General features: G+C 66.8%; 12 protein-coding genes. 5 read left to right on the top strand and 7 right to left on the bottom strand.

The features are described from left to right. Positions 1 to 70: 70 nt before the first annotated feature. Positions 71 to 1,144, top strand: coding sequence for a porin (locus tag F7R19_RS22985; protein ID WP_150982126.1), 1,074 nt, complete (start codon positions 71 to 73; stop codon positions 1,142 to 1,144). Positions 1,145 to 1,277: 133 nt separating this feature from the next. On the opposite strand, the gene F7R19_RS22990 is transcribed toward F7R19_RS22985, so the two are convergent. Both F7R19_RS22990 and F7R19_RS22995 read right to left on the bottom strand, forming a co-directional pair. Beyond that, complete coding sequence (locus tag F7R19_RS22990) at positions 1,278 to 1,589, bottom strand: hypothetical protein (RefSeq protein ID WP_061959215.1); 312 nt, start codon at positions 1,587 to 1,589, stop codon at positions 1,278 to 1,280. Between the two features lie 256 nt (positions 1,590 to 1,845). Continuing rightward, on the bottom strand, positions 1,846 to 3,327 hold the full coding sequence (locus F7R19_RS22995; protein ID WP_150982127.1) for an alpha/beta hydrolase family protein: 1,482 nt from the start codon (positions 3,325 to 3,327) through the stop codon (positions 1,846 to 1,848). Positions 3,328 to 3,622: 295 nt separating this feature from the next. Between F7R19_RS22995 and F7R19_RS29900 the strand changes: the two genes are divergently transcribed. Then, the gene (locus F7R19_RS29900; RefSeq protein ID WP_157779589.1) at positions 3,623 to 3,775 is read left to right on the top strand and encodes a hypothetical protein; all 153 of its coding nucleotides are present in this window, start codon (positions 3,623 to 3,625) and stop codon (positions 3,773 to 3,775) included. On the opposite strand, the gene F7R19_RS23000 is transcribed toward F7R19_RS29900, so the two are convergent. Both F7R19_RS23000 and F7R19_RS23005 read right to left on the bottom strand, forming a co-directional pair. After that, the gene (locus tag F7R19_RS23000) at positions 3,772 to 4,431 is read right to left on the bottom strand and encodes a DUF2459 domain-containing protein (RefSeq protein ID WP_150982128.1); all 660 of its coding nucleotides are present in this window, start codon (positions 4,429 to 4,431) and stop codon (positions 3,772 to 3,774) included. The genes F7R19_RS29900 and F7R19_RS23000 overlap by 4 nt on opposite strands. 44 nt (positions 4,432 to 4,475) lie before the next feature. Then, entirely contained in the window at positions 4,476 to 5,102 is a 627-nt protein-coding gene (locus tag F7R19_RS23005) for a TetR/AcrR family transcriptional regulator (RefSeq protein WP_150982129.1), read from the bottom strand. A 75-nt stretch (positions 5,103 to 5,177) separates the two neighbouring features. Here F7R19_RS23005 and F7R19_RS23010 point away from each other — a divergent pair, with 75 nt between their 5' ends. Then, the gene (locus F7R19_RS23010) at positions 5,178 to 5,621 is read left to right on the top strand and encodes a VOC family protein (RefSeq protein WP_150982130.1); all 444 of its coding nucleotides are present in this window, start codon (positions 5,178 to 5,180) and stop codon (positions 5,619 to 5,621) included. A 55-nt stretch (positions 5,622 to 5,676) separates the two neighbouring features. On the opposite strand, the gene chrA is transcribed toward F7R19_RS23010, so the two are convergent. The 3 genes from chrA to F7R19_RS23025 are packed head-to-tail and all read right to left on the bottom strand — an operon-like array spanning position 5,677 to position 9,010. Beyond that, a complete protein-coding gene (chrA, locus tag F7R19_RS23015) occupies positions 5,677 to 6,867 on the bottom strand; it encodes a chromate efflux transporter (protein WP_150982131.1) in 1,191 nt (396 codons plus the stop codon). Between the two features lie 20 nt (positions 6,868 to 6,887). Next, positions 6,888 to 8,306 (bottom strand): ATP-binding protein, encoded by a 1,419-nt coding sequence (locus F7R19_RS23020; RefSeq protein ID WP_150982132.1) that lies wholly within the window; start codon positions 8,304 to 8,306, stop codon positions 6,888 to 6,890. Continuing rightward, positions 8,303 to 9,010, bottom strand: a complete 708-nt coding sequence (locus tag F7R19_RS23025; protein WP_061959222.1) for a response regulator — start codon at positions 9,008 to 9,010, stop codon at positions 8,303 to 8,305. The genes F7R19_RS23020 and F7R19_RS23025 overlap by 4 nt, the downstream gene beginning before the upstream one ends. A gap of 222 nt (positions 9,011 to 9,232) precedes the next feature. On the opposite strand from F7R19_RS23025, the gene F7R19_RS23030 reads away from it, so the two are divergent. Continuing rightward, on the top strand, positions 9,233 to 10,987 hold the full coding sequence (locus F7R19_RS23030) for a glycosyltransferase family 39 protein (protein WP_150982133.1): 1,755 nt from the start codon (positions 9,233 to 9,235) through the stop codon (positions 10,985 to 10,987). A 105-nt stretch (positions 10,988 to 11,092) separates the two neighbouring features. After that, the coding region (locus F7R19_RS23035; protein ID WP_150982134.1) for an NAD-dependent epimerase/dehydratase family protein at positions 11,093 to 11,234 on the top strand (142 nt) is incomplete at its 3' end.

An 11,234-nucleotide genomic window follows, 5' to 3' on the forward strand; every position in this document is an offset into this window, starting at 1 on the left:
CATGCAGCGTCGAGTTCCGGAATTGGGGCGGGGGAAGCATCTCAATGTCTTAACAAAACGAGAAATTACAGTGAAGAAAGCTCTATTTGCCCTGGCGGCAGCGGGTACCTGCGCCATTTCCGGCGTGGCGTCGGCACAAACCGCCTCCACCGTGACGCTGTACGGCATCGCCGATGCTGGCGTCGAATTCGCCACCCATACGCCTGGCGGCAACGGCGGCACGGTAGCCCGTGTAAGTTCGGGCAACATGTCCACCTCGCGCTGGGGCCTGCGCGGCACCGAAGACCTCGGCGCCGGCCTGAAGGCGATCTTCACGCTGGAATCGGGCTTCGACATCGATACCGGCAACTCGGGCCAGGGCAATCGCCTGTTTGGCCGCCAGGCCTTCGTCGGTCTGCAGGGCACGTTCGGCGCAGTGACGCTGGGCCGTCAGCAGAACTCGCTGTATGACCTGTTCGGCGCCTATGACCCGATGGGCGTCGGTCCGAAGTACTCGCTGAACAGTGTCGATTCGGGCTTCAACGGCCGTGCCGACAACGCCATCAAGTACACCGGCAAGTTCGGTGGCCTGACCGCCACGACGTTCTACAGCACGGGCCGCGATTCGACCGTCGCCGGCAGCACCGAAGTGCCGGGCAACTACAAGATCGGCCGCAACTTCGGCGCGGGCCTGGCCTACAACGCGGGCGCCTTCTCGATCGGCACCGCGTACGACCAGTACCAGGGCAATATCGCCGCCACCGACGACCGCGCCGTCAAGCGTCTGGCCTTCGGCGGTTCGTACGACTTCGGCGTGGCCAAGGTGTTTGCCGGCTACCGCTGGATGCGCGACGACGGCGTTGCCACGGCAGCCACCGCATCGACGCGCAACAACGTGTATTGGCTGGGTGGCCTGTATCGCGTGACGCCTGCGCTGTCGCTGACCGGCGCGGCTTACTACACCGATACGCACAACAGCAACAACGATCCGTGGATGTTCGTGCTGTCGGCCGACTACTCGTTCTCGAAGCGTACCGACGCCTATCTGAACCTGGGCTACGTGCGTAACAAGGGCACGTCGGCACTGGGCCTGAACGGTTCGGGCACGGCCGTGGCCGGCGCCAACCAGACCGGCGCGATCGTCGGCATCCGTCACCGCTTCTAAAGCAGGAGACACTGGCAGACGGGGCCTTTCCCCCCGCACCTGCCGGATAATAAAACGCCCCTCACCCGGCTTGGCGGGACGAGGGGCGTTCTGCATTGGAAAACCGGATGGCGCGCCGGGGCGCGCGGTGGCTTCAGGCGTTGGGCTGGGCGTTGCTGGCGTCGCCGCTGCGCAGGCGTTCCAGCGCGCGCGTCAGCAGCGCGCCTTCTTCGGCATCGGTGGTGGTGTGCAGCATCTGCGCGGCATGGTGCAGGCGTTCCTTGTCAGGCGCGCTGATGCGCTCCGCGGCATCAAGCAGATCGAGTTCCTTGTCGATGCGCTTGCTGAGCTTGCGAACGAATTCCGGGTCGAGCTGACCCTGGGCGGCGCCGTGTGCGATGTGGTACATCAGGGCCGTGAGGCCCTCTGGCGTGGTCTCGGTGGTGTCGAGGGAAGGGCGTTTCATGGCAACTCCGTAAGAGGGTCCCGACCACTGTAGCACTGTAATCGCTAAATCCGATGTCGCCAGCAAAGATAGTGCGCTAGCAGCGATCTGGAACGGCCGGTGTGCGCTCCGGGCGACGCGAAAAGCAGTTTCCAGGTGTCGATCGCCGCGCATCTGGGGCCGCGCGTGAAGGTCGATGAAGGACTTAGCGCGCGTCCGCATGTCGATCAGCGCGCCCCTTCAGCGCGCCGCCATCAACACGCTCCCCTCTCCACAATCACGGCCCGCAGGCTGCGGCTGCTCCGGACAGGATGACGACCTGACGCAGGCCCTTGGTGGTTGCATCGTCGTCCGCGCCGACGGTGTTGTTGGTGAACTTGCAGCCGTAGTTGGGCGCGGCCACCACCGATGCGGTCAGCACGTCATCGCCGGCGGGTGTGGGGCCGCCCTGTTCCCAGCTCACCATGTCGTCGAACGCCTTTGCCTGTTCGGCCACCGTGAAGTCGCAATGGCTGATGCCGCGGATCGCGCGTTGCACCAGCCACTTCGACGTGCCGTTGGCATCGGCGCGGCGCTTGTAGATCTGCTCCATGCTGAACGGCACGTACATGTCGCCCAGCGTGTGCAGCGTCAGCACCGGAACGCTGATCTTGGCGGCGTTCTGCGGAATCCAGCGCAAGCCGTCGCGGCGCAGGCGGTTGGCGTCTGGTGTGGCGCGCACGCGGAAGATCGCCGCGTTGAAGGCCTGCTCATCGGGGGACTGCGCCGGGTCGTTGTCGAACTGGTAGGTGAAGCCCGTGGTGTCGACGACGTTCTGCGTCAGCACGCCGTTGACCGTGCCGTCCTGCCCGAATGTGCTCCACACCGCATCCTGCAGTCCCTTGGAGGCCGGGCTCTGGCCGAAGCCCAGCTCGAACAGCGGCCGTTCTCCACCGGTCAGGTTCTTGACCACGGCCTTGAGCTTGTCGCCCGCGGGCGTGGTGGCCGAGGGATACGTCGTGAACAGCGCGGCGACCAGCGGCGCGGCAATCTGTGCCCAGTTGCTCACTGGCCACGATGTTGCGGGCATGCCGGCCAGTTGCTGCGCCGCCGTCTGGTAGCCGCCGAAATAGTTGAACAGTTCGGTGTCGCCCAGCACGCCGCACATCGGCACCGATCCGTTGTACGTCACCTTGTGCACGGCGGTCTGGATGTTCTCGGCGTCCACGGCGGCTGCGGCGATATGTCCGCCCATCGAGTGGCCGACGATGTAGGTGCGCGTCGGCGCGGCCAGTGTGCGGCCTTTCTGCTTGGCGATGTCGGTGAACGCCTGCGCCAGCGCATTGGTGTCTTCCACGCCGGCGCGCACGTCGTAATAGTTGGTCGAATAGCTCGATGCCGCCCAGGCATAGCCGGCTTCCAGCAGATGGCGGCGCAGGGCGGGAATCGTGACGTCGAGTTGCGATCCGGTGCCGGCGTAGCCGTGCGCGTACATCACGAGCTTGCCGTTCCAGGCGGCTGGCACCTCGATCATGTAGCCGGCCTTGCCCAGCACGCCGGTCCAGCGGTCTGCTGCCGGAGCGCCCGCCAGCGGCGTGAGTTTGGCGGCCAGCGCAGTTGCATCGACCGTGAAGGTGCGGCTGTCTTGCGGCCGCAGATCCTCGGGCTGAACGGTGGGCGGGGTGGACGCGGCGGGCGGTGGATCGTCGCCGCCGCCGCAGCCGTATAGAAGCGTGCTGGCAGCCAGCGCGATGGCGGCGCTGTGGAATGCGCGATGCATGATGTCTCCTGTCTTCGTTATGTGGATATCGGAGTGCGTCGGCACGCGCGTCCTCTACAACCAGGTGGCCTGCATCTTGTCGATCTCTTCCCCCGCGGTGACAACGCCGCGTCACTGTATCGGGGTTCAAAGCGCACTCCAACTCTCAAACGGGTGACTGAAGACTGCCGCGTGCAGTGCAGCATGGGGGTAGGCGTTATCCGGCAATGCAATGGGAGGGCGGCCGACGGCGTGGCACGAGTGCGCCTGCCTATACTGCGAACGTGGCGCAAATGCGCGCTACGGGGAGCCAGCCATGTCCAGAATTGTTCTACTGTGGATGCTGCCGATGGTCCTTGCGGGGTGCGTGTCGTTCAGCAGCAGCGACCCGAATCCGCCGCAGCGCACCACCGTGGTAACGCCGCCACCAGGCACCGCCACCACCATCTGCAGCCCGGGTCCGTGCTAGGGCGCGGCGCCCGTGGACGAAGTGCCGCGGACGTGCACTTGGCGCACCTGACGCATCACGCCATCGGCAAACAGAATCGGGCGCGATAGCGGGATCCCTGCGGCGCGCAGCGCGTCAGCGGTCCACGTATTGCAGGTGTAGAAACCGTTGTAGCGTGCCGCCGCGCCGAAATAGAGTCCGCCCGGATACGGGCCGTCGCCGAGCCGCAGCGGACGCCCTTGCGCGTCGGTCTGTACTGCCTGATTGAGGAACGCGCGCAAGTGCTCGCGTCCATCCTGGTCGATTGCCAACCGCACGACGTTGTCGGCGCCGAACGCGGCCGCCGGTGTATCGCGCAAGATCGTCAGCAGGATCGCGCCGTCGCCAGGTAGCAATGCCGACAGCAGCGTCGAGGGCCCGCGCTCGCGGCTCAGCAGGTAGTGGCGATCGCCAAATCCGAAGCAGAGAAACCGCGACCCCTCGTAGCCGACGGCCAGCCGCAGCAGTTGCGCATCGGCATCGTCGCTGCGGATGCAGATATCGGTATGCCAGCCGCGCTCGACCACGTCGATGGTGGTGACGACCGGCAGCGCGGCGGCCGGCGTGGTCGCGCATCCGGCCAGCGCGCCCCACGCGGCAACGAGGAGGGTGGCGACGATGGCGTGCGGCGCTGGCATGACGCGGGGCTAGCGCTGGCGGATGGGATGTAGCACGGCGTGTTTCATCGCGTGCGCGCGGAACCGGCCCATGCGCCGGCGGGTGCGGCCACCGTTCGATCGATCAGCCCGACGATGGCCGCCTCAAACGACGCGGCATCGGCGCCCGCGGCAATTTCCAGCGCGGCGCGGTCGAACGCGGCCGACAGCAGCGCCGCCAGCGCATCGGCCGGCGCATCGTCGGCCAGGCCGTGTCCCACTGCCGCGCGCAAGCCCTCGCGCAATGTGCGGCCCGCATGCCGCGCATCGAGCGCGAAGATTTCCGCCGCGCCCAGCACGGCGGGCCCGTCGATCAGCAGCAACTGCGTGCGCCCCGGCACGCGCATCGCGTTCAGGTACGCCAGGCTGCCTGCAATCAGCGCGTCACGGATCGGCACGTCGTGTGGCGCGGCGCGTTCGATTTCATCGGCCACCGCGCGCGCCTCGTCTTCCAGCAGCGTGCGGTACAGGTCCTGTTTGTCGGCGAAATGGTGATAGAGCGCGCCCCGCGTGATGCCCGCGGCCGCGGCAATCTCCGGCGTGGAGGTCGCCGCGTAGCCTTTCTCGATCAGCAATCGGCGTGCCGCGCCCAGCAGCGCCGCGCGAGTGGCCTGCGTGCGCAAATGATTGGATTGTGTTTTTTTATCTTGCATACATACAGCCTGTATGTCATAACTATTGGGAAAAATGCAATCTGTATGTTACGTCAGCCGCCACCAGGAGCCAACATGGAATCGACGCCGCTACGCCTCACCAGTCATTACGCCGTGATTGCCACTCGCGATGTGGCTGCCACCTCTGCTTTTTTTGTCGAACATTTCGATTTTCAGCCGCTGTTCAGCGCTGACTGGTACATGCAGCTGCAGGCGCGCGCCGATCCGCATATGAACCTCGCGGTGCTGCATGCCGATCACGAAACCATTCCCGCCATCGCGCGCGGCCGGACGGCGGCTGGCGTACTGCTGAACTTCGAAGTCGAAAATGTCGATGCGGTATATGCGCGGATGCAGCGTGCGGGCCTGCCGATCCTGCTGCCGTTGCGCGACGAACCGTTCGGCCAGCGCCATTTCATCACGGCAGATCCGAACGGCGTGCTCGTCGACATCATCACGCCGATTGCGCCGTCTGCCGAATTCGCGGCCCAGTACGATGCGGCGGCGCTGCCCGGCTAATGCAAACAGAGCGCAGGCGCTGCAGATGCGACGCACTGTGAGCCGGCTGTCCGACTCAGCCCAGGCCGATCGTCTGCAAGGCCCAGCCGCCCAGCGCGCAGGCCGCCACCACCAGCCACGGCGGTGCGCGCCATGCGGTCAGCGCGACAAGTGCGCACAGTGCCAGCGCAAAGTCGGCGGCGTGCAGCACGGCGCTGGTCCATACGGGGTTGTACAGCGCGGCGACCAACAGCCCCACCACCGCTGCATTGATGCCGGCCAGCGCCGCACGCGCGCCGCGATTCCGGCGCAGGCGCTCCCAGAACGGCAGCGCGCCCACCACCAGCAGGAACGATGGCGCAAAGATCGCCACCAGGCACAGTGCGCCGCCGAGCCAGCCGTTCGGCGCCACGGCGCCGGCCGCGCCAAGAAACGCGGCGAACGTGAAGAGCGGACCGGGCACGGCCTGCGTGGCGCCGTAACCGGCCAGGAACGTGTCGTTGTCGACCCAGCCGGTCGGCACCACGGCGGCCTGCAACAGCGGCAGCACGACATGGCCGCCGCCGAACACCAGCGCGCCGGCGCGATAGAACGCATCGAACAGCGCCATCGCATGCGTGCCGGACAAGCGTGCGGCCAGCGGCAGGCCCACCAGCAGCGCCGCAAACGCGATCAGGCAGGACAGGGCGACGCCATGGCCGATGCGGATCGGCAGCGGCTCGTGCGGCACGGCATCTGCGGTGCGGAAGGTCCACAGGCCGACGAGGCCGGCGACGACCATCACGCCGACCTGGCACCACGGCGACGGCGCCAGCGTGACCGCGACCGCGGCAAGCCCCATCAGCGTGACGCGCGGCGCGTCGGGACACAGCGAACGGCCCATGCCCCACACCGCCTGCGCCACCACCGCCACGGCGGCCACCTTCAAGCCATGCAGCGCGCCGGCCGGCAGCAGCCAGCCAAAGCGCGTGATGCCCTGCGCAAACACCATCAGTGCGAGCGCCGACGGCAGCGTGAAGCCGATCCACGCCGCCAGCGCGCCCGCATAGCCAGCGCGCGACAACCCCATCACCATGCCCACCTGGCTGCTGGCGGGGCCCGGCAAGAACTGGCAAAGCGCGACGATATCGGCGTAGGCGGCTTCGCTGAGCCAGCGCCGGCGCACCACGAAGGCGTCACGGAAATAGCCAAGATGCGCAACCGGGCCGCCAAAGGAGGTCAGGCCCAGACGCAGGAAGACCGCAAAGACTTGCCAGACTTGGCGCATGGGTATGCCTCTCGCGCGGATCACGCGATCGTGTCGTGGGTGGGCTCGGCGCAGTTCGCCACGGCGGGCGCGACGGGCCGGATGGTGGCGACGAGTCCCGTGCCGTCGGCCGGCGCGCGATTGGCCAGCTCGACCGACAGCCCGTGCAGCACGGCTATACGGCGAGCGATGGAAATGCCCAGTCCGGTGCCTTGTTCGTGCTGATTGGCAGTGCGGAAGAATCGATCGCCGAGACGCTCCAGCTGCTCCGGCACGACGCCGGGCCCACGATCGGACACGACGATGCGGTCCGGCTCGAACGCCAGCGTGACCACGGTCCCGGCAGGACTGTAGCGCAGCGCGTTGTCCATCAGATTGCGCAGCATGAGGCCAAGCAGCGTGGGATCGCCGCACAGCTGCGGCGGCGTCTGCCCGGCCGGCGGCCACAGCACTTCCATGTCGACCTGACGGCGTTCGGACAGCAGCAGGCAATCGCTCAACACATGCTGCGCCACTTCGCGCCAGTCCACGGGGGTGCGTTCGGCAAAGGCGCCTTGGGCTTCGAGCCGGCTCATCGTCAGCAACTGCGATACCAGATGGCTCATGCGGTCCAGGCCCGCCTCCACCTTGGCGGCGGCCTGGATGCGTTCGTCCGGATCGGGCGAGCGCCGCGCCACTTCCCATTGGGCCTTGAGCGCGGCCAGCGGCGTGCGCATCTCGTGCGCGGCGTCGGCGGTCAGGCGGCGTTCCTGCTCGATCAGCGCGGAGACGCGATCGAGCATCTGGTTCATTGCGCGCACCAGCGGCGTCAGTTCGGACGGCACGTTGTCCATCGACATTGGCGCCGGATCGCCGGGCGCGCGATCGGCAATCGCGTGCGATAACGTCAACATCGGGCGCAACGTGCGGCGCACGGCCCAGATCAGCAACGACGTGAGCAGCGGCAGGCCGAGCACCCACGGGAGTACCTGCGCCTGCAGGTACGACACGACCAGTTCCTCGCGTTCGGCCAGGATCTGCCCGACGCAGACGCGCCAGCCTTCCACGGGGTCGTCAAGGTAGTAGAGGCGCCACGGAACACCGTCGATTTTGCGTTCGGTGAAGCCGCGCACGCCGCCCAGGCGGGGCAGCCGGTCGCCTTCGGGGTCGATGTGCAGCGCCTCGCCGCCGGGACGCCAGGCGGCAATCGCCAGGTCGCCGAGGCCGGCGTCGCCCATGTCGCCGAGATCGGCGTCGCCGGGCGCTGGGCCCTCGCCGCCATTGGGCGGCGACACCGCGGGCGACCCCGGGTGCACCAGCGGCAGCATGGCCTGCATCTGCTGCGCCATGCGGACCATCGCCGTGTCATAGAGCTCGTTGATTTCCTCCTGGGCGCTCAGGTAGACCAGTACGCTGGTCAGTACCCAGGCAAACGCCACCGTGGCCAGAACGGCCAGCAGTAGCCGCCTTTGCAGCGTCATGCATCCTCTCCGGCGGTCGGCTCCGTGGCCGGGGCGCCGAGCGCTTCGAGCGAACCGAGCGTATAGCCCGCGCCGCGCAGCGTGCGCACGATGCCGGGATGCAGCTTGCGGCGCAGATGATGGATATGCACTTCCAGCGTGTTGCTTTCCGATCCTTTTTCCCAGTCGTAGAGCTTGTCGCGCAGGAATTCGCGCGTCAGCACGCGGTTCGGGTAGGTCAGCAGCAGTTCCAGCAGCATCGATTCGCGGCTGGTCAGGTCGACGGTCTTGCCTTGCCACGTCGCCAGCCGCGCCGCGGGTTGATATTCGAGCGGTCCATGACGCCACACCGGCTCGGGCATGCCGGCCGCGCGGCGCGTCACGGCGCGCAGGCGCGCGGCCAGTTCATCGAGATCCACGGGTTTGACCAGATAGTCGTCTGCGCCCGCATCGAGCCCGCCGATACGGCTTTGCACGGCGTCGCGCGCGGTCAGCACCACCACCGGTACCGTGCGGCCCTGCTGGCGCCAGCGCTTGAGCAGTGCAATGCCGTCGTCGTCGGGCAGGCCGAGGTCGAGCAGCACGGCGTCGTAGTGCACTGCCGCCACCGCGCGATCGGCTTCGGCGCAGGAAGAGAACCAGTCGACCGCGTGCCCCATCAGCTTGAGCCCACGCTGCAGCCCGTCGCCAAGCATGGTGTCGTCTTCAACGATAAGAATCCTCATGATTGGCAGTCTGAAAACAACGGTTTGAATTAGGGGTTTGGAACGGGTCGATTAGTGCACATCGAACGGGCCAAAGGGTAGCATCGCCCGCAGGCCGCTGCACGCTTAATCTGGCGTTAAGGTGCATCTCATAACCTGCGCGCACAAATTCGACAATCATCTTTTTTCATGCGCGTGCTGGCAAGGCACGCGCTTCGCGTTTTTCCAGCCCCCGGGATCCCAATGCCCCCCACCAAAATTCAGGCGAGCACGCACCAAGCGATCTCCGAAGTCGCCCCTGCATCACCCGCCGCCGCGGGACCGCGCGCCCCGGCGTGGTCCGTTTCCACCGGCTGGGTAGTGGCGTTCGTGGCCCTGGTCTTGCTGGTCTGGTTTGGCTCGCTTGGCCTGCGCCATCTGGTGGGGCCGGACGAAGGGCGCTACGCGGAGATCTCGCGCGAGATGGTGGCCACCGGCGACTGGGTGACGATTCGCTACAACGCGCTCAAATACTTCGAAAAGCCGCCGTTCCATATGTGGGTCACTGCGCTGACCTACGCGTTGTTCGGCCTGGGCGAATGGCAGGCACGGCTGACCGTGGCGCTGGCCGGGCTGCTCGGCATCGGCATGTCGATGCTGGCGTCGTGGCGCTGGTTTGGCGCGCGCGCCGCCGCGTTTACCGGCTTGGCGTTGCTGGCCGCGCCGATGTGGAGCGTGGCCGCCCATTTCAACACGCTCGACATGACGCTGGCCGGCGTGATGTCCTGCATTCTGGCCTGCATGCTGATGTCGCAGCATCCAGCCACGTCGCGTAACGGCCGACGTGCCTGGATGCTGGCGTGCTGGGCGGCGATGGGCGTGGCCATCCTGACCAAGGGACTGGTCGGCATTGCGCTGCCCGGGCTGGTGCTGGTGGTTTATACGCTGGTCTCGCGCGACTGGGGCATCTGGCGGCGGCTGCACCTGACCGCCGGGGCGGTCGTGATGCTGGCGATTGCCGTGCCGTGGTTCTATCTGGTGGCGCAGCGCAACCCCGAGTTTCTGAATTTCTTTTTCATTCACGAGCACTGGCAGCGCTACACGTCGAATGTCCACTCGCGCGGCGGCCCGATCGTGTATTTCGTGCCGCTGATCATCGGCGGTTTTCTGCCGTGGGCGAGTCTGTTTCCGCGCATGTGGAACGCGATGCGCACGCCGGTGGAAGGCGAGGCGCGCTTTCGCCCCGCGCTGATGGTTGGCATCTGGGCCATCGCGATTTTCGTGTTCTTCAGCCTGTCGCGCTCGAAGCTGCCCGGCTATATCGTTCCGGTTATTCCCGCGTTGGGCATCCTGGCTGGCATGGCGCTCGACCGCATTGACGTGCGCGCGTGGGGCAAGCACCTGACGGGGATGACGATCGTGGTCGCGTGCGGCTTGCTGGCAAGCCCCGTGGTGGCGACGCTGAATGCCAACCATACGCCCAACATGTTCTATCGCAGCTTTGCGATTTGGGTGGCAGTGGCGTTCGTGATCATGCTGCTCGGCGCAACGGCGGCGCGCGCGGCGCTGCGCCGCGGCGTTCTGCCCAGCGTGGCGGTGTACGCGCTGGGCATGTATCTCGGATTCACCGCGGCGCTGCTCGGGCATGAGACCGTTGGCGGCCCGGCCTCGGGCGCCGATCTGGCGCCGCAGGTGGCCCAGCAGCTGACGCCGGGCATGAAGCTCTACGGCGTGCGCATGCTCGACCATACGCTGCCGTTTTATCTGCGCCATCCGCTCACGATGGTTGCCGAGGCCGACGAACTGACCTTCGGCACGAGCGTGGAACCGCAACGCTGGCTGCCCAGCGTCGCGGCATTCGAAAAAGTCTGGAAGGGCGGCGAACCCGCGATGGCCGTGATGTCGCCGGCCACCTATCTGGAACTGTCGCCGACGATTCCGTTGTATGTCGTCGCGCGCGACTGGCGCCGCGTGGTGGCCACCAACGTGCCGCCCGGAACGCCGCGCGGCGCAAACTAGCCCCCGCGACACTCGCGCGCTTGCCCGCGCATCGGGGCCGCGTTCTGGCGGTCCGATGCACGCGCTGCGCGCGCTTTATTTTTGCAGTGCTAACCTGTTCTACCCATGCAGCAAAAGCGAGTCCTGATTCTTGGCGTCAACGGCTTCATCGGCCACCACCTGACGCGCCGCATCCTGGAAACCACGCCGTGGGAGGTCTACGGCATGGACATGTCGTCGGACCGCCTTGGCGATCTGGTGAACCATC

The sequence above is a fragment of the Cupriavidus pauculus genome (genome assembly GCF_008801835.1).
Lineage (GTDB): Bacteria > Pseudomonadota > Gammaproteobacteria > Burkholderiales > Burkholderiaceae > Cupriavidus > Cupriavidus pauculus.

Coding starts and splice junctions, on each gene's coding strand:
- F7R19_RS22990 (WP_061959215.1), bottom strand. CDS start 1,589: ATGAAACGCCCTTCCCTCGACACCACCGAGACCACGCCAGAGGGCCTC.
- F7R19_RS22995 (WP_150982127.1), bottom strand. CDS start 3,327: ATGCATCGCGCATTCCACAGCGCCGCCATCGCGCTGGCTGCCAGCACG.
- F7R19_RS29900 (WP_157779589.1), top strand. CDS start 3,623: ATGTCCAGAATTGTTCTACTGTGGATGCTGCCGATGGTCCTTGCGGGG.
- F7R19_RS23000 (WP_150982128.1), bottom strand. CDS start 4,431: ATGCCAGCGCCGCACGCCATCGTCGCCACCCTCCTCGTTGCCGCGTGG.
- F7R19_RS23005 (WP_150982129.1), bottom strand. CDS start 5,102: ATGCAAGATAAAAAAACACAATCCAATCATTTGCGCACGCAGGCCACT.
- F7R19_RS23010 (WP_150982130.1), top strand. CDS start 5,178: ATGGAATCGACGCCGCTACGCCTCACCAGTCATTACGCCGTGATTGCC.
- chrA (WP_150982131.1), bottom strand. CDS start 6,867: ATGCGCCAAGTCTGGCAAGTCTTTGCGGTCTTCCTGCGTCTGGGCCTG.
- F7R19_RS23020 (WP_150982132.1), bottom strand. CDS start 8,306: ATGACGCTGCAAAGGCGGCTACTGCTGGCCGTTCTGGCCACGGTGGCG.
- F7R19_RS23025 (WP_061959222.1), bottom strand. CDS start 9,010: ATGAGGATTCTTATCGTTGAAGACGACACCATGCTTGGCGACGGGCTG.
- F7R19_RS23030 (WP_150982133.1), top strand. CDS start 9,233: ATGCCCCCCACCAAAATTCAGGCGAGCACGCACCAAGCGATCTCCGAA.